Origin of the sequence: Microcoleus sp. B4-C1 (genome assembly GCF_036705285.1) — a bacterium.
Lineage (GTDB): Bacteria > Cyanobacteriota > Cyanobacteriia > Cyanobacteriales > Microcoleaceae > Microcoleus.
The window spans coordinates 1-20098 of the sequence record NZ_JAUBUC010000020.1; the positions used below are offsets into that span (position 1 = coordinate 1).

Consider the following 20098-nt stretch of genomic DNA (forward strand, 5'->3'; position numbering starts at 1 on the left):
GCCCGTCCTTTTTGGACGGGCGGGACGCCCATCCCACAATAACAATTAAAATTGTAAGTTATTTAATTCGCGATCCTGAGCCAGCCTCGATATCACCCGACTCAGAAAAGCGGCATGAGGGGTCAGACCCCTTGTGCTGATAAATCCGTAAGTAATTTACCATGTAACTAACGTTAGACCTGATATCATTTTTCCCAAAAATAGAGGGTTTTGGCTAATATGAAGGCTGTGACCCCTTATTCATGTTATGATTGGCAGCGATCTGTCGCATCAGGACATCCAAGGGCGATCGCAGTAATTCCTGTCTAATGATTGACTAACATCACAAATAACAAATACAGACAACTATTATATATCATGAAAAATAATAATAATTGATCGATTTTAGATTTGAGAATTGAAGCATTGACTTGCGCGAGATAAATTCGGGGGTAAAGTTTCTCGGATACACGTTTTTTCTTATTTCTGGACGGATGAATCACGTGGCGGGTATCCTAGATGCTTGATTTTCAAAACTTTATACTTGAAAGTTTATCATCCTCTATGAAAAGGGTAGCTTAGATTTAGCAACCAAATTAACCAACAATAAGAACCATCCCAAATCTGTCAATTTTGTCATCTACATAAGCACGGAAATCTACCAACATGGAAACTAAAATCTTGAGACAAGCTAGCCATAAAGCAGAGACGGCTAGCCGAAAAAATCTAGCGATTGTGGATTCAAAAGTAGAAAACTACCAAGAGTTGCTCAGGGGAGTGAAAAGCAATACAGAAGTAATCCTGCTCGATAGATTCCGGGATGGAATCGAACAAATTGCCGAAATAACAGCATCAAGGCACAGCCTCAACAGCATTCAAATAGTTGCTCACGGCGCATCAGCATCAGTAGAAATCGGCCAGGCAGAACTCAATATTCACAATATAGAAACCTATTCCAGCCAATTGCAGCAGTGGGGTAAAGCTCTCAACGAAACAGGTAGTATTCTGCTGTTAAGTTGCAACACAGGCGCAGGGGAATCTGGTCTAAAATTCATACAAAAACTCAGCCAAATAACAGGAGCAAATGTTGCAGGTTCCAACAATCTAACAGGGAGTGCAGCATTAGGCGGCGACTGGGAATTAGAAATTACTACAGGACAAATAAATACCGAAATAGCCTTTGAAAAAGAAGTCCTAGAAGGCTATCCATCAGTCCTGGCTACCTTAGCGGCTGAAGAATTTAAAAATCCAACAGCGATCGGGCCTTGGATTTATAATACGGAGGGTTCACCTCCTGGCTTAACCGCAGGCACCGGCCCCGGCGTTATTCCCGGTGTAGTCGGAGGGCCAGTCGATCCACCCGGATCCGGTACTTTGAGATTAACATCAAATCAATTTAACCAAGCAGCTTTTGTAATCTACAACAACCCCATCTCCGCGACTGAGGGTCTGAGAATTACCTTTGATTTCTTTGCCTATAACAGAGGTACTGTCCTTTTTGAACCACGACCACCAGACGATAATACCCCCCTTGGTGCGGATGGGATTAGTTTTTTCCTGATTGACGGAACAGCTACGCCAACAAAAGCGGGAGGCTTTGGCGGCTCTCTCGGCTATGCTCAGAATAATAGTTCCAATCCTGCTCTCTTTTCAACTGGTCTTTCAGGAGGTTATTTAGGTGTCGGATTAGACGAGTTTGGCAATTTTTCCAATCCTACTGCAGGGCGTGTGGGCGGCCCGGGGCAGCGACCTGATGCAGTAGGACTTAGAGGCAGCCAAAGCACAGCTTATAATTTTTTAACTAGCACAGTCGTTCCCGGTGGCATAGACAATCAAGGTACAAGCATTCGCGCTGAAGCTAAAAGAACCGTTCAAATTACCTTATTCCCGACGACTAACCGTCTGACAGTTGCCTTCGACTTGAACAGCAACGACATATTTGATGCGGGCGAAACACTGCTCGATATACCAAATTTGGCAGACATAAACGGAGCAGTGCCGCGTACTTTTAAATTTGGCTTTGCTGCTTCGACAGGGGGAAACACAAACATTCACGAAGTTAACAATGTCATCGTCCAAAGTATAGATCCGCCTACACTCCAAGCCGACGTTTCCATTGTTAAAAAAGGCCCGCTGTTCGCCACACCCAACAGCACCATTACCTATACAATTACCTCCACAAATAACGGGCCAAACAGCGCCGAAAGCGTCCTGATTCAAGATCCCCTGCCTGCAGGCTTAAGTTTCGTCAGCGCCTCCGACCTCGCCACATACAATACCGTAACGAGGACGGTCATCTGGCCGGTGATTCCGACTCTGGCTAACGGTGCTAGCCAAACCCGCACCATCACAGCCACAGTTTCCCCAACAGTCACCGCTCCCTTAACTAACACTGCCTATAGCACATCCAGCACTTTCGACCCAAATCTAGCTAACAACAATAGTTCCCAACCCATCTCTCAAGTCTCAACTACAATTGTTGCTGCTCTTGCCGACGTTGTTACCACCAAAACCGGGACTGCGGCGGCTGCACCGGGTGAAACAGTTACTTACACAATTTCGACAGTCAACAACGGCCCAAGCACAGCCACAAACGTCACCGTTACCGACAGCATTGTTCCCGGTTTAAATATAGTTAGTCTACCCAACGAGGCTGTTTACAATGCAGATACTGGGATTGTCACCTTCCCAGCGATTCCCAGCTTGCCTTCCGGTGCTCCTCCTGCCATTAACACAGTCCGCTTCATCGCACCTGCATCTGCATCTGGCAGCGTCAGCAACACTGCCAGAAATACCTCAGCTACCCCAGATCCTTTTCCTGAGAACAACAACGGTACTGATCCGCTGGCTACAGTCACCACAACTCTGACACCTAGTGCCGACGTTGTTACCACCAAAACCGGGACTGCGGCTGCAGCACCGGGTGAAATAGTTACTTACACAATTTCCACAGTCAACAACGGCCCAAGCACAGCCGAAAACGTCACCATTACTGACAGCATCGTTGGCGGCGTCGTAACAGGAGTCAACGGCGGTGTCTACGATGCCACTACAGGTATTGTCACCTTCGGGCCAGCTACCAGCTTAGCCAGCGGTGCCACCGTCACCAACACAGTCAGCTTCATCGCACCTGCATCCGGCAGCGTCAGCAACACCGCCAGAAGTACCTCAACTACCGCTGACCCGACTCCGGGCAACAACGCATCTACAGTCACCACAACTCTGACACCTAGTGCCGACGTTGTTACCACCAAAACCGGGACTACGGCAGCAGCACCAGGTGAAAGAGTTACTTACATAATTTCGACAGTCAACAACGGCCCAAGCACAGCCGAAAACCTCACAATTACTGACAGCATCGTTGGCGGCGTCGTAACAGGAGTCAACGGCGGTGTCTACGATGCCACTACAGGTATTGTCACCTTCGGGCCAGCTACCAGCTTAGCCAGCGGTGCCACCGTCACCAACACAGTCAGCTTCATCGCACCTGCATCCGGCAGCGTCAGCAACACCGCCAGAAGTACCTCAACTACCGCTGACCCGACTCCGGGCAACAACGCATCTACAGTCACCACAACTCTGACACCTAGTGCCGACGTTGTTACCACCAAAAGCGGGACTGCGGCAGCAGCACCGGGTGAAGTAGTTACTTACACAATTTTGACAGTCAACAACGGCCCAAGCACAGCCGAAAACCTCACAATTACTGACAGCATCGTTGGCGGCGCAACAGGAGTCAACGGCGGTGTCTACGATCCCAATACAGGTATTGTCAGCTTCCCACCAGTTACCAGCTTAGCTAGCGGTGCCACCGTCACCAACACAGTCAGCTTCATCGCACCTGCATCCGGCAGCGTCACCAACACCGCCAGAAGTACCTCAACTACCGCTGACCCCACTCCAGCCAACAACGCATCTACATTCACCACACCTCTGACACCAACTCCAACTCCCACACCAACTACAACTCCCACACCAACTACAACTCCCACACCAACTACAACTCCCACACCAACTACAACTCCCACACCGACTACAAGTCCAACTCCCACACCGACTACAAGTCCAACTCCCACACCGACTACAAGTCCAACTCCCACACCGACTACAACTCCCACACCGACTACAACTCCCACACCGACTACAAGTCCAACTCCCACACCGACTACAAGTCCAACTCCAACTCCCACACCGACTACAAGTCCAACTCCCACACCGACTACAAGTCCAACTCCCACACCGACTACAAGTCCGACTCCAACTCCCACACCGACTACAAGTCCGACTCCCACACCGACTACAAGTCCAACTCCCACACCGACTACAAGTCCAACTCCCACACCGACTACAAGTCCAACTCCGACTCCCACACCGACTCCCACACCGACTCCAACTCCAACTAACAACCAGCCGCCCTTAGCCAACAATGCCAACTCCCGCCTCGCGCCCAACAGCAGCCAGTTAGTCACAGGATTGGGAGGAAGTGACCCCGACGGGTCGATCGCCTCTTACACCATCAACAGCCTGCCTCCTGCAGACCAAGCAGTCCTGTTTTTAGGAGATCCAGCCAACGGTGGCGTACCAGTCACACCCGGCCAAGTCCTGACGCCAGCACAGTTGCAGCAACTATTTTTCCAAGCTACTGGCAACTTTACAGGAGCAAATTTCACCTACAGCGCCACAGACAACAGGGGCGCCACCAGTCCCGCTACCGCTACTGTCGCGGCCATACTTCCAACTGACAACCAACCGCCCTTAGCCAACAATGCCAACTCCCGCCTCGCGCCCAACAGCAGCCAGTTAGTCACAGGATTGGGAGGAAGTGACCCCGACGGGTCGATCGCCTCTTACACCATCAACAGCCTGCCTCCTGCAGACCAAGCAGTCCTGTTTTTAGGAGATCCAGCCAACGGGGGCGTACCAGTCACACCCGGTCAAGTCCTGACTCCAGCACAGTTACAGCAACTATTTTTCTCCACAACGGGCAACTTTACAGGAGCAAATTTCACCTACAGCGCCACAGACAACAGGGGCGCCTCCAGTCCCGCTGTCGCTACGGTGGCGGCTATCTTGCAGCCGGTTTCCCCAAATCCCACACCGACTCCAACTCCAACTAACAACCAGCCGCCCTTAGCCAACAATGCCAACTCCCGCCTCGCGCCCAACAGCAGCCAGTTAGTCACAGGATTGGGAGGAAGTGACCCCGACGGGTCGATCGCCTCTTACACCATCAACAGCCTGCCTCCTGCAGACCAAGCAGTCCTGTTTTTAGGAGATCCAGCCAACGGTGGCGTACCAGTGACACCCGGTCAAGTCCTGACTCCAGCACAGTTGCAGCAACTATTTTTCCAAGCTACGGGCAACTTTACAGGAGCAAATTTCACCTACAGCGCCACAGACAACAGCGGCGCCACCAGTCCCGCTACCGCTACTGTCGCGGCCATACTTCCAACTGACAACCAACCGCCCTTAGCCAACAATGCCAACTCCCGCCTCGCGCCCAACAGCAGCCAGTTAGTCACAGGATTGGGAGGAAGTGACCCCGACGGGTCGATCGCCTCTTACACCATCAACAGCCTGCCTCCTGCAGACCAAGCAGTCCTGTTTTTAGGAGATCCAGCCAACGGTGGCGTACCAGTCACACCCGGTCAAGTCCTGACTCCAGCACAGCTACAGCAACTATTTTTCTCCACAACAGGCAACTTTACAGGAGCAAATTTCACCTACAGCGCCACAGACAACAGGGGCGCCACCAGTCCCGCTGTCGCTACGGTGGCGGCTATCTTGCGGCCGGTTTCGCCAAATCCCACACCGACTCCAACTCCAACAAATCCCACACCGACTCCAACTCCAACAACTCCAACTCCAACTGACAACCAACCGCCATTGGCCAACAATACCAATTCCCGCCTTGGGCCCAACAGCAGCAGGTTAGTCACAGGATTGGGGGGAAGTGACCCCGACGGGTCGATCGTCTCTTACACCATCAACAGCCTGCCCCCAGCAGACCAAGCCGTCCTATTTTTAGGAGATCCAGCTTTGGGCGGCGTACCAGTGACACCAGGCCAAGTCCTGACTCCTCAACAGTTGCAGCAATTATTTTTCTTCACAACGGGCAACTTTACAGGAACCAATTTCACCTACAGCGCCACAGACAACAGGGGTGCTATCAGTCCCCCTGCTACGGCTACTGTGGATGGACTGATAGTGCCAACTCCCACAACTCCCACAACTCCAACTGACAACCAACCGCCAGTTGCCAACAATGCCAACTCCCGCCTCGGCCCCAACAGCAGCCAGTTAGTCACAGGATTGGGAGGAAGTGACCCCGACGGGTCGATCGTCTCTTACACCATCAACAGCCTGCCTCCTGCAGACCAAGCAGTCCTGTTTTTAGGAGATCCCGCCAACGGGGGCGTACCCGTGACACCCGGTCAAGTCCTGACGCCAGAACAGTTACAGCAACTATTTTTGCAAGCCACAGGCAACTTTACAGGAGCCACTTTCACCTATAGCGCCACAGACAACAGCGGCGCATCCAGTCCCGCTGTCGCTACTGTCGCGGCCATACTTCCAACTGACAACCAACCGCCATTAGCCAACAATGCCAACTCCCGCCTCGCGCCCAACAGCAGCCAGTTAGTCACAGGATTGGGAGGAAGTGACCCCGACGGGTCGATCGTCTCTTACACCATCAACAGCCTGCCCTCACCAGACCAAGCAGTCCTGTTTTTAGGAGATCCCGCCAACGGGGGCGTACCCGTGACACTAGGTCAAGTCCTGACGCCAGAACAGTTACAGCAACTATTTTTGCAAGCCACAGGCAACTTTACAGGAGCCACTTTCACCTATAGCGCCACAGACAACAGCGGTGCCATCAGTCCCGCTCCCGCTACTTTTGTCGCTATCTTGGGGGCGGATGGGCCAACTCCCACACCAACGCCCCCCACGCCGATCGTCTCAAATCCGATCGGGGAAACAGATACCGACTGTTTGTGTCAGCCCATTATTGAAAAACCGGGAATTAACTTTGCGCCCCCGCAGCAACCACCTGCAGTTGGATTTGTCCGGCCTATTTCACAATTTTCCGAGGGACAAACCACCAAAGGAACCGACGGCGATGACTTGATCGTAGACACCAAAGGCAACCAAAAAATTGTCGGTTTTGAAGGTAATGACCTGCTTTTAGGTGAAGACGGCGCGGACGAAATTTACGGCAACGAAGACAATGACACGATTTTTGGGGGCATTGACACCGATATTGTTTACGGAGACGAGGGCAACGATATCGTATTTGCAGGCAAACAGAACGACTGGATTGCCGGCGACTTAGGCTCGGACACTCTGTTTGGAGATCGAGGTGCCGATACGATTCTCGGAGACACCGGGGAGAACAACTCCCAGAGTCCTGACGATGCTCGCGATTTGATCTTCGGAGGCGAGGGTGCAGACCTCATTAACGGCAACGAGGGCGACGATACCATCCATACCGGCAAAGGTGACGATATTGCCCTTGGAGGTAAAGAAAATGACCTGATTTGGGGCGAACTCGGCTCCGATACGTTGTTTGGTGGCATCGGCTCCGACAGCTTGTTTGGGGGAATCCGCGACCAAAGGGCCAGCGACTCCCAGGGACGCGACTTGCTTTACGGAGGCTTCGGTGACGACTTCCTCCACGGCCAACAAGACGACGATACGCTGGTTGCAGGCAAAGATAACGATCGCGCTTACGGAGGTAAAGGCAATGACATCATCTACGGTCAATTAGGCTCCGATACTCTCTACGGCGGCGAAGGAGCCGATACTCTGCTCGGTGACAGTGGCAGTTCCCAGTCCATCGGGGATATCGGGGAACAAGACTTGCTCTTTGGTGGCAGTGGCAATGACATCATCGGCGGCGGCCATGGTAATGATACGGTGCAAGCAGGTAAAGGCAATGATTGTGTTTGGGGTGGCAAAGATCATGACCTGATTTGGGGCGAACTTGGCTCTGATACCCTTGTTGGCGACAGTGGCGACGACACCATGTACGGTGGTGCTCGAAGTCGAGCTCAAGATGTTGGCGGCCAAGACTTGCTCTTTGGTGGCCTCGGTGCTGATGTGCTGTTCGGCGATGAGGGTGACGATACCATCAGTGGCGGTGAAGACAACGATTTGATTTACGGCGGTAAAGCTAACGACCTCATACACGGAGATCAAGGTGACGACTCGATTTACGGCGGTGACGGCAGCGATGAGCTCTGCGGTGGCGAGGGCAACGATACTATCTATGGCGATCGTGCTGATAACCGGGGTGTCTCGGTGGGCGCAAACGACCAGCAAGACTGCATCAACGGCGGTGATGGCGATGACTTGCTTTACGGCAACGAAGGGCAAGATACTATCAACGGAGATGCTGGCAGCGATACCCTGATTGGTGGTAAAGATAACGACCTGCTCAATGGGGGCGCTGGAGATGACTGGCTGTTTGGCGACGTGGGCGAGGATACTTTAATTGGAGGTATTGGGAGCGATCGATTTGTGTTGAATGCTGATGGCGGCACTGATACTGTGATTAACTTCGAGGTAGGCGTCGATAAGTTTGTTTTGACCGACGGCCTGAGTTTCCAGCAGTTGCAATTTAGCGCCACTCCGAACGGTACGTTGCTGCAAGTAGCAGGCAGCGATCGGGTTTTAGCGAATCTGGTTGGGGTTAACGGGGCGATCGGCTCCTCGGATTTCCTACCAAATCTCTCTGAGCTCTAGAATTGGCGGCGAAAGTCTCCTGTTGTCTGAACAAAACGCCACAGCAGATCACAACTTCTGTGGCGTTCTTCACCATACTCAATCCAGGGCTTGAAAGTTTGTAGCACTCGACGCTTGAAATCGCTCTTACAGTTGCCTTTTGTCCCTCTCTAAAATGCTAAAAAATAAAGGTGTGTTCAACCCGGATTTGGTATAAGATCAAATCTGGTAGCCTTGGGCTTATTCATAAATCTCTTATTATCGCCGTAAATCAGCTTCAATCCCTTGTCATCTGCGGTTAATGAATTTTCTTTTTTTTACCGCAGATGTGGGCATATAAACACAGATTAACGCAGATTAATTCGATTAATTCCTGTTGCAGCGTCCGTGATTCTTGACGGGATTTTACGCCCGACGAGGCTACCGGATTTGATATAATTTTGTATGGTTTTTCAGGTGGTCCCAGGTGCACAAGGGTTGGTAGCAAAGTGTGTTTACTAGCAACTAATTTTAGTGTATTGTGCGATCGGGCTTAAGAGCCAACTAAAATTCATCACTAATTCCCCATTCCCATTCCCATTCGATTGATTCACAATAGAACAAAAGAAGAGATACACGGATAGCTATTTTTTCCTTTTTCCTGCTTCCTCCCAATTCCTCACGATCAATTCCAATACTTAGCTTAGGATAGCGAAATCTGCTTGCGTAAAAACAGCCGGCGCGGCTGGCCCAACAGCCAACAAGTCCAATTCCAATCCACCTGTTGCAAGCGATAGCCGGCTTGATAGTACAACTGTCGCGCCGCGTGATTATTTTCCAAAACGTGGAGGTAAATCTCAGAAAATCCCCATTCTCTGGCTGTCTCCTCGCAGTTGCTGAGCAATTGTTGAGCAACTCCCTGCCGCCGGTACTCCGGGTGAACGGCTAAATTCGACAAATAAGGATAGTCAGAACTAGGGATTTGCCAAGGGAAGCGAGAACGTAGAGCCATTTCTACTGTTCCTGTTATGCGCTGATCTCGGTGCGATCGATAATTCTGCGTTCCCTCCTCGCGCGAGACTAGCTCAGCAACCAGACAAATGTAATGTTCTGCCTTAGAACGCAGTCGATTTTTTAAATCTTCGTAAATGCCCAAACGCAACACTGGATACACCCATTCTACAAACCCCTCGCGGGAGTGAAAGCTCATGGCTAAAATATCAGCTAGCTGCGTTAAGTCATTGGGCGCAGCCACCCGGATCGAAAAACCAGAAAGTCCGGGAGTTTGTTGTTGGTGAGATGGTGAGGAAAAAAATGAAGGATTCACAATGCCAGGCCACTATATTAATTTTTTTACGCGGGTTTCTAAGCTACCCTCTTAGAAAATTCACTGATGTTATACTGCTCTTATAACGTAACTTATAGGCATAGTTTATTAGCCAGATTAAATTACATTTTTTTGCGATTGACTTTAAGTAGCATTTGAGGTAGATGGAAAATTTTTAGCATTTAATACTCTAGTTATGAAAAAATAAAACTCATCCCCTAATACTAGATTTGTGGATCAGCTATTTTGCCTTTAAATTGAAGCTTGATCCCTGGCTTTGGGCAGGCATCACAAGAGTTTAAGTAAACGGTAGCTTACAAATTAAATGCGCGACAGCTTAGCGGGCAAGGTATTAAAAACAATCACAAAGGTTTTAACGTCAGGTTCCCGGAATCCTACCGCTCTCTGCTTATGGAAATACCCGATCGAATATAATTTATCCGTCAAGCGGTAGTTGAAAAACTCAACGACTGACCATACTAACACTGGGATCGCTGGCGCGTCGGATGTTCCCCGCCGCCCCCCGGCCTGGCACCCCAGCTTTCAGCAGTTCTGGGCTATCCATCGCCCGTCCCCAATCGAACCGGCCTTACCTGTTGAGCTACTTGGTACTTTTCCAACGTCCAATTTAAATTTGGATGCCTGGAAACAGTCTGCAGGGGTTTTCCCCGTCGGTTCGATACTCTGCTGCGCGCGAGACCTTCAAAACCTCGATCGAGCTGATTGACCCTGCCCAAAAACAGATACAAGCCACCGACACTCGTCGTGGAGAGATCAAAATTTTAGACCCTAGTTCAAGCTCCCCGATTCATCTGTGGAGTAAATCTAAAATCTAAAATCTAAAATCTAAAATCGACCGATCGGTTTCCACAGAGTACATCCCTAGCTAAGATTAACAGATGGATGCTCAAACTTGCGGTGTTTCGCCGCAGTAATTAGCTTGGGCGTTGGCCTGCAGGACGCACAAAAAATGCCGATATCGGGGAAAAAAGTGCAAGTCTAACTAAAATGGTACAGCAATTGCGTCACTCCCACAGACACCTCTGTGGTCTGTGGGCCACCCCCGAATATCAGTCAGGGGTTCAGGGCCCGATGGTGGTCGCTATCCTTGGCTGACTGTTAAAGTTGCTATTACTTGTGGGAAAAAACACAGGCGAAGATGTTGGTTGTCTATAGTATTTTGCTGCGGGCAGCTTTCACATACCAAATAAAATATTCCCAGGAGGCAGGAGCAAACATAAATTTGGCTAATCAACTCACAATCAAGACGGTTATTCCTCTGTATTCTGAGATATCCAGACGGCAGTTAAAATGGCCAGATTTGTGTTTGATCTCCGGCTGCCTCAAGGTAAGGGGTGAAAGAAATTTATCTGGAGACGAGTTTATGTGAATATCATTGAATAATAAAATTGGGGTGCACGACAGATAACTGTGGCTCAGAAGAATTCCGAATTGAAAACCCAGACATCAAAAATCAAGGTTGATGCTTGCCTCGGCATACTTACAACAAATTCATATCCACGAATTATTGTGATACCATTTTCCCAAAATAATGGCGACCTAGGCAAACTCCCCATCCTTATGTCAGGAGTCATTCGCAATCGAAAATCGAAGATAGAAAATCGAAAATGGTATGACTTCAGCAATTTAAATCGGCGAATTCTTCCTTTAATCAGACTTATTAAATCGAACAGCCCCGGGGCACAGGAGAACGGTGCATGAATTCCCAAGAAAATCCTAAGCTAAAAATTCTGATAGTCGATGACGAACCGGATAACCTCGACTTGCTTTACCGCACCTTCCATCGAGACTATAAAGTGCTCAGAGCCGAATCTGGCCCCGCTGCTCTCGAAATTTTGGCCAAAGAGGGAGAAGTAGCAGTGATTATCTCTGACCAGCGAATGCCAAAAATGAGCGGTACGGAGTTTCTCAGCCTGACGGCGGCTCAATACCCCGATGTGATCCGAATTATTTTAACTGGCTATACGGATGTTGAAGATTTAGTAGAAGCTATTAACGCTGGCAAAGTATTCAAATACGTTACCAAGCCTTGGGATGCTCAAGAGCTGATCAATCTTGTTAGTCAAGCTGTTGAGACTCACAATCTTCTGAAAACGCGCACCAATGAACTGCGCCGTGCTTTGAGCCAAGAATCGCTGCTTTATGCCGTTACCAATACTATCCGATCGGCTCCCAATTACCAGCAAATGCTGCAAAGAATTGTGGAAACTGTCGGGCAGATGTTTGAGGTGAGTTGCTGTCTGCTGCGGCCGTTCCAAGACGGCCGAGTTGCCGATGAGTGGTTCGTTTACCAGAAGGCAGAAACTCAAGGGTTGGGGGGCGATGAGGAAGCGATGCCCCCAGATGCTTCTGCTGCCGAACTCTCCCCGGATTTGCTGCCGGATTTGGTTTGGGAAACTTTGGATGTGGAGGTGATTCAAGATGCCCAAACTGACGATCGAGTTTTAAACTGGGATAATCAACAAAGACAGCAGGCTTACCAAGCTGCGAATATTCGATCGAGCTTGATCGTACCGCTATTTTACAAAATCGAACTGATGGCAGTCTTGGCGCTGCACCAGTTTGAGGAACCGCGCCAGTGGCAAGACCACGAGGTACAGTTGGTAATTACCGTGGCAGACCAAGCGGCTTTGGCGCTTTCTCAAGCCCGGGCTTACGAACAGGTGCGGGCGCTGGCCAAGCGCGAGGCCTTAGTCAATACTATTACTACGGCAATTCGATCGAGTCTCGATCCCCAAAATATTTTTGCAGCCATTACTCAACAACTCGGCCAAGCTTTGCAAGTTGACGGCTGCGCCCTATCTCTGTGGACAGAAGATGATGAATACGTCCAATGCGTGGGGCTATACGACACAGATAGGGATACCGTGGCTGTAGAACAGGGTTTTCTTGATAATCCAGAAGTAGTTGCGAACTCTCTGGGCTACGAGACGGATTCTGGTGATGCTGCTGCTAACACTCGCGCCTGGGTTTTTGCCCATCCTTCTTTGCCACAGTCTTTGGTGCCGATTCGAGGCAATCCGCTGTTGTTGCAAGTTATGGTATCAAAAGAGCCGGTGGCGATCCAAGACCTCGACGAACACCCCGAGTTAAATGTTACAGAACTGCAAGTTCGATCGCCAGCCCGCGCCCTGTTAGTCGTTCCCTTACTCTCAGAAGGCAAAATCATCGGCAGCATTTCCCTGCGCCAAAATCACAGCATCCGCCGCTGGAACATCTCAGACATTGACCTGGCTCAAATAGTTGCAACTCAAGCTGCTCTAGCTGTGCAGCAGTCGCGCCTCTACCAGACTACCAGACAGCAGGCAGAACGGCTTTTGGAAGCCGATCGGCTCAAAACCGAATTTTTCCAAAATATCTCCCACGAGTTCCGCACCCCTCTAACTCTAACTATCGGCCCTCTAGAATCAGCTTGCAGACGCAAAGAAGACTTACCCTACGAACAAGCCGTAATCGCTTTGCGTAATTCCCGCCGCCTCCTGCGCTTGGTAAATCAACTGCTGGACTTGCAGCGGCTAGATGCCGGACGGATGCAGCCGAGTTTTCGCCCCTGCGATTTGGTCGGTTTCTGTTACTCTACCGCAGAGTCGTTCCGCGCCTACTGCGAGAAAAAAGGACTGCAGTTAATTACCCAACTGCAAGAATGTCCTTTACTTTATTTGGACTTGGAAAGATTCGACAAAGTTATTTACAACCTGCTATCAAATGCTGTTAAATTCACCCCAGAAGGCGGAACTATCACCCTGAAAGTTGAATCTGCCGGCGCTCACTGCTTGTTGCAAGTAAAAGACACGGGTATCGGCATTCGCACCGAACAAATTCCCTATTTATTCGAGCGGTTTCACCAAGCCGAAGGTTCAGCTAGTCGTTCCTACGAAGGCAGCGGTTTAGGTTTGGCACTTGTCAAAGAATTAGTCGAACTCCACGGCGGTCAAATTTCAGTTGAGTCAGTTTACGGCGAAGGTACTACTTTTACCGTTTGGCTGCACTTCGGTTCGACTCACTTGCCCCCGGAACAGGTACTAGAAATACCTGCGGAGTTTCACTCATCGAAAGCTGCGGTGGAACTGGCCGATGTGGAGGCGGATTTATCAGAAAATGAGGCTGAAAATCATAACTTTGAGTCGCTCCAACCTGTCCGATCGGAAACAGCAGTGGGAACGGTTTTGGTGGTTGACGACAATCCTGATTTGCGCTTTTATGTTTCGGCAATTCTGCGAGATTCCGGCTTTGCAGTTTTGCTCGCCCGCAACGGAGAAGAAGGATTTGCCGTGGCTAAAAAACGTCGCCCTAATTTAATTATAACGGATTTGATGATGCCTTTGATTTCAGGCTTGGATTTGATTAAGATGATTCGAGAAGATGAGGAATTGCAGGGAACTCCGGCAATTTTGCTGACTGCTAAAGCCGACGAAGATACTCGAATTGAAGGAGTAGAACGGGGTGCGGATGCTTATTTGTCCAAGCCTTTTAACGATCGAGAATTGTTGGCGGAAGTGCGGAATTTGATCGCCCTCAAACAAAACGAGCGGCGAGTGCAGCAGTTGAACAGTTATTTAACTGAGTCGGTGCTGCGCCGATTTTTGCCGCCGGCGATGGTGAAGGCTGCAGCGGCTGGAGATTTGGCTTTGGATTTGCGCCCGGAACCGCGATTGATTACTATTTTGTTTAGCGATATTGTCGGTTTTACTCAAATGGCAAATACGCTGCGATCTCGCCGGGTAGCTGAGCTGTTAAATGAATATTTGGCGGCAATGACTAAGGCTATTTTTGACAGTGGCGGTACGGTGGACAAGTTTGTTGGAGATGCGGTAATGGCTTTCTTTGGCGCGCCGGAGGAATTAACGCCTAATGAGCAAGTACGCCGCGCTGTGGCTGCTGCGGGGCAAATGCTGGGAGCTTTGAAGGAGCTTAACAAGGGCTGGTTGGAGCAGGGAATTGTTGGGGAAAATGGCGTGCCTCCGGTGCGGTTTCGCTGCGGAATTCACCAGGGTACTGCGGTGGTGGGGATGTTTGGCGGCCCCGATCGATCGGATTATACTGCGATCGGGCCGAGCGTGAATATTGCCGCCCGCTTGCAAGAGGTGACGGAACCAAACACGGTGCTAATTTCAGCGGCGGTTGCAGATTATGTGGAGGAAAATCGCATTGTTAAATATAAGCCTTTGAAACTAAAGGGAATTGATGAAACTGTATTGACTTTTTTACTAAATTGTGATTAGTCATTATAAGTATTATATGTTGATATCCCACGCACAATTTCGGGAAAAACCTATTCCTAAACAAGTAGATGAGCGGCCAAATATGTATGTAGCCCAAAGCGATTATCACTCCGTGAAACGCTCATTTGGAGCGCGAATTAAATAACTTACAATTTTAATTGTTATTGTGGGATGGGCGTCCCGCCCGTCCAAAAAGGACGGGCGGGACGCCCATCCCACTTTCAAGAGTGGAAGTTATTTAATTCTCATTCCTCAGACAGCTTGAACTGTAAATATACTGAAAATATTAATTGCCTAAAAATTGGCAGATTTTGACTTTGAGGTGCGATCGCTCTTGAAAGTTGAGAGTACGGCATTTCTAGAGATTTATACTTATACTACTTTGGGGTGCAGTAAACTCACAGCCATGTAATAATAGCAACTTAAAGCTACAAAATTTAACAAAAAAACCTTGACAAATTATATATGTTAATACCAGGATTGCGGTGACAAAAAAGAACGATCGCCCTTGAATTCAAAAAGTACGATCGTCCTTTACAGCCTCTTTTTATCTAAATCATCAAACTGCGTCGATCGCACCCTCTAACGCGGCTTGCTAAGCGTCAATATCGAGTTCGCGCACTAAAAAAGCCCATTCATCAGCCAATTCTTCAATGACTTTCGCAGTGGGTTTGCCGGCACCGTGTCCCGCTTTCGTTTCAATCCGAATTAACACGGGATTTTCTCCCGCGTGGGTTTCTTGCAAAGCAGAAGCAAACTTGAAACTGTGGGCCGGAACCACGCGATCGTCGTGATCGGCAGTTGTAATCATTGTCGCTGGATAAGCCGTTCCCGGTTTGAGATTGTGCAAGGGAGAATAGCCGTGAATTGTGGGAAATTCTTCGGGATTTTCCGGCGAACCGTATTCAGAAGTCCAAGCCCAACCAATGGTAAATTTGTGGAAGCGCAACATATCCAAAACGCCGACAGCCGGCAGCGCTGCACCGAACAATTCCGGCCGCTGAGTCATGCAAGCCCCTACTAATAAACCGCCGTTGCTACCACCTGCGATCGCCAATTTTGCAGGCTTGGTGTACTTGTTTTCAATCAACCATTCAGCGCCAGCTATAAAGTCATCAAACACGTTTTGCTTGTTCAACTTTTTGCCTGCTTCGTGCCATGATTCGCCGTACTCGCCGCCTCCCCGCAAACAGGCGATCGCATAAACTCCCCCCATCTCTAACCACACTATCCTGCTAACAGAAAAACTCGGAGTTAGCGAGATGCCAAAACCACCGTATCCGTAAAGGTAGGTGGGGTTATTGCCATCCAACTGCAAGCCTTTCTTGTGGGTGATAAACATGGGTACTTGCGTACCGTCTTTGCTAGGGTAAAATACTTGTTTTGTTTCGTAATCGTCGGGATTAAAATCGACCTTTGGCTGCCGATAAATCGTACTTTCATCTGTCACCATATTGTAGTGATAGATGATGTTAGGTGCTGTGAAACTGGTGTAAGCATAAAAGGTTTCGGTGTCGTGCCGCTTGCCGCTGAATCCTCCCGCCGAACCGATTCCGGGCAAGGCAACTTCTCGCACGAAAGAGCCATCTAAGTTGAAAATTTTAATCTGGGTGTAGGCGTCTTTCAAGTAGGAAGCGACAAATTGATTGTTCAGGAGGCCTATGCCTTCGAGGGTTTCTGCTGCTTCGGGGATAATTTCTGTGAACCCCCCCTCCCTGGGCGACAGGGGGGTTTCATCACAACCGAGGGATGAGGGAGGTGGGTTGTTGGTGTCGATCGCAATTACGCGGCCCAGCGGTGCATTCAAGTTTGTTTGAAACCAGAAAATAGAGCCCTCATTGTCGATGAAACTGTACTCAGCCTCGAATTCGCTAATCAGTTCTACAACGGTTGATTCCGGTGCAGTTAAATCCTTGTAGAAAATCAAGTTTTTGGTTTCAGTTCCCTGCCAAACTGAAATAATCAAGTATTTGCCATCTTCGGTGACGCCGCCACTGAATCCCCACTCTTTTTGGTCGGGTCGCTCGTAGATTAATACGTCTTCAGATTGGGGCGTGCCGATTTGGTGGTAAAACAGTTTTTGGTAATAGTTAACGTCTTCGTGCTTGCTTTTTTCGTTGGGTTCGTCGTAGCGACTATAAAAAAAGCCTTTGCCGTCGTGAGTCCAGGATGCTCCTGAGAATTTAATCCACTTTAAATGGTCTGATAAATCTTCGCCGGTTGCCACGTCGCGGACTTTCCATTCCTGCCAGTCGGAACCGGAACTTGACAAACCGTAGGCCATGTATTTGCCATCTTCGCTGATAGCTATTCCACCCAGAGCAACGGTTCCATCTTCTGAGAGAGTGTTGGGGTCAATTAATACTTTGGGTTCGCTGTCGAGGGATGTTAACGTGTAGAGTACGGATTGATTTTGCAGGCCGTCATTCTTGTAGTAGAAATAGCGAGATCCTTCTTTGAAAGGTATGCCGTATTTCTCGTAATCCCAAAGTTTAGTCAGGCGCTGTTTGATTTTTTCCCGCGCCGGAATTTCGTTGAGGTAGGCAAAAGTGACTGCGTTTTGGGCTTCCACCCAAGCTTGGGTTTCCTCAGAGTCGGGATTTTCCAGCCACCTGTAGGGGTCGGATACTTTGACGCCGTGGTAGTCGTCTGTTTGGTCGATTTTGCGGGTTGTGGGGTAGCTGAAAGGTCGATCGAATTTGGTCATGATTTTTTACTACTATCGGTAACTTTGTCCAGTTTACCCTTTCGCGGCAGTGACAGGGGAGAGTCGCTCAATTTGGGATTTTAGATTTTATCCTAAATCTGGGTTAAATAAGTAACCCCACCTCAAAAAACCGAATACTTTGATACCTGAATCTTTTAAAACATTGGGTGTATAACATAGAAGATATCGCCAATAAATACTATTTTAAAATGAGATATAATTAATTTAGTTTTTTTCGGATAAAGTGCTTCCCAAGAATGACTAAATTTCCCCATGACCAGTTTGCCAAAGAATACCTAAGAGAGTTATTGTCACCTCTAGGAGAAGTAGAAACCAGTAAAGATGTTTCTGCTCAAGTTCGAGAAATTGATATCTGGTTTAAACCCACTTCTGTATCGCCTGAATACGTAGAAAATTTAGGTTTATTAGGTCAAATGACTGCGACTGTGGCTGCGATCGAACCATTTCGCAATGCCGTCAATACAGAGGATATCTTCAGTTGTGTTGTCAAACTTTTAAATACTAGGGCAGAATTACTGCGCCGAGCTAATCGAGAAGAGCAACGTTTAGAATCTCAGCAATTACCCCGGTTGTGGATTCTGACTCCCACTGCTTCGGAGGCTTTGTTAAGGAGCTTTAATTTTATGCTTCCCCAAGAGTCAGAAGGTTGGGGGAGGGGGGTTTATTTTCTATCGGAAGTTTGGCGAGTAGGATTGATAGCTATTCACCAGCTACCGAATGTTCCAGAAACGATGTGGTTGCGGATTTTAGGTAAGGGTAAAGTACAGCAAGGGGCGATCGCGGAATTAACAAGATTGCCTGTTGATAGTCCCTTACGAGCTAATACGCTAGAATTATTGTACAACCTGCAAGCGAATCTGCAAGTAAATTTAGCAGCTAGTACCCCAGGAAATCAGGAAGATAAGGAGTTAGTTATGGCGCTCGTACCTCTGTTACAACAAAAAATAGATGAGGCCACACAACAAGGAAGAGAAGAAGGAAGAGAAGAAGGAAGAGAAGAAGGAAGAGAAGAAGGAAGAGAAGAAGCACAGCGGTTGATTTTGCAGAACTTTCTGCAAGTCAGATTTGGGGATTTAGACGCTAAGATAATTGCCTTTTTTGCCTCTGTCTCGGCTTTACCTGTTGGTGAATTCACTATGTTGTTAGTGCAATTATCCACATTGCCAATTGCCCAAGCAGATAGACAACAAGTACAAACTTTAATCGCCGAAAATGTCTTGAGAAAGCGCTTTGGTCAATTAGAAGTAAACACCGTCAATCTCATCCCAAATTTGCTCGCATTGTCTGCCGAAAATTTATCGCTATTGCTGTCACAACTGCCGGATTTGTCAATAGAAGAACTAATTGCTCGAATAGAAAATTATTCCGTTTGAGTAAAAAAAGAGCGATTAAGCTCGATCGAGTTCTTGTGGAAAGTAGGGGTTGGGCGTCCCGCGCGCCAGAAAACACAATTTAGATGCGGGACAAATTATAACTAATCCAACTCCCTCCTTCCTTCCAAAGCACGAGCCAATGTAACCTCATCGGCATATTCCAAATCTCCCCCCATCGGCAAACCAAAAGCTATGCGCGTCACTAGGGTAAAAGGTTTTAATAAGTGACCGATATAAAGAGTAGTAGTTTCGCCTTCCACGCTGGGACTAATAGCAATAATTACTTCCTTAACCTTTTGCTGGCTGACGCGCCGCACTAACGGTTGAATGTTCAATTGTTCCGGGCCAATTCCATCCATCGGCGAGATAACGCCGCCAACAACGTGATATTTACCCATGTATTCCCGCGTTTTTTCTAAAGCGATTACATCGCGGGATTCTGACACTACACAAATGGTATGAGTGTCGCGGTTGGTATTGCGGCAAATTTCGCAAACAGGGTCAGCAGATAAGTGAAAGCATACTTGACAGAAACCTACTTGCTGTTTGGCATCAATCAAAGATTTAGCTAGGGCTTGCACTTCTTCTTCCGGTCGCTTCAAAATATGTAAAGCTAGCCGCTGGGCTGTTTTTGGGCCGACTCCGGGCAAGCGCTGCAATTGTTCGATTAAACGAGCTAAAGGTCGAGTGTACATTAAAAATTGGCGGTAATTGGTAATATCATTTCTGGTTGATTCGCGACAAT

The 20098-nt window shown here is 48.7% G+C and carries 6 protein-coding genes; 3 read left to right on the forward strand and 3 right to left on the reverse strand.

The window, feature by feature from the left end; all coding sequences use genetic code 11:
* The first annotated feature begins 645 nt into the window (after positions 1 to 645).
* Entirely contained in the window at positions 646 to 8724 is an 8079-nt protein-coding gene (locus tag QUB26_RS10665; RefSeq protein WP_333317855.1) for a DUF4347 domain-containing protein, read from the forward strand.
* Between the two features lie 661 nt (positions 8725 to 9385).
* Here the strand turns inward: QUB26_RS10665 and QUB26_RS10670 are convergent.
* Positions 9386 to 10009 (reverse strand): GNAT family N-acetyltransferase, encoded by a 624-nt coding sequence (locus tag QUB26_RS10670; RefSeq protein WP_333317857.1) that lies wholly within the window; start codon positions 10007 to 10009, stop codon positions 9386 to 9388.
* A 1718-nt stretch (positions 10010 to 11727) separates the two neighbouring features.
* Between QUB26_RS10670 and QUB26_RS10675 the strand changes: the two genes are divergently transcribed.
* A complete protein-coding gene (locus tag QUB26_RS10675) occupies positions 11728 to 15252 on the forward strand; it encodes a response regulator (RefSeq protein WP_333317859.1) in 3525 nt (1174 codons plus the stop codon).
* 595 nt (positions 15253 to 15847) lie between these two features.
* Here QUB26_RS10675 and QUB26_RS10680 read toward each other — a convergent pair.
* Positions 15848 to 17959 carry a prolyl oligopeptidase family serine peptidase gene (locus QUB26_RS10680; RefSeq protein ID WP_333317861.1) on the reverse strand — a complete coding sequence of 704 codons (2112 nt, stop codon included), beginning with the start codon at positions 17957 to 17959 and terminating at the stop codon, positions 15848 to 15850.
* A gap of 257 nt (positions 17960 to 18216) precedes the next feature.
* On the opposite strand from QUB26_RS10680, the gene QUB26_RS10685 reads away from it, so the two are divergent.
* The gene (locus tag QUB26_RS10685) at positions 18217 to 19353 is read left to right on the forward strand and encodes a flagellar assembly protein H (protein WP_333317862.1); all 1137 of its coding nucleotides are present in this window, start codon (positions 18217 to 18219) and stop codon (positions 19351 to 19353) included.
* Between the two features lie 101 nt (positions 19354 to 19454).
* Here QUB26_RS10685 and recR read toward each other — a convergent pair whose 3' ends face one another.
* Positions 19455 to 20048: a recombination mediator RecR gene (gene recR, locus QUB26_RS10690; protein ID WP_333036394.1), complete on the reverse strand. Its 594-nt coding sequence runs from the start codon at positions 20046 to 20048 to the stop codon at positions 19455 to 19457.
* Positions 20049 to 20098: the final 50 nt, after the last annotated feature.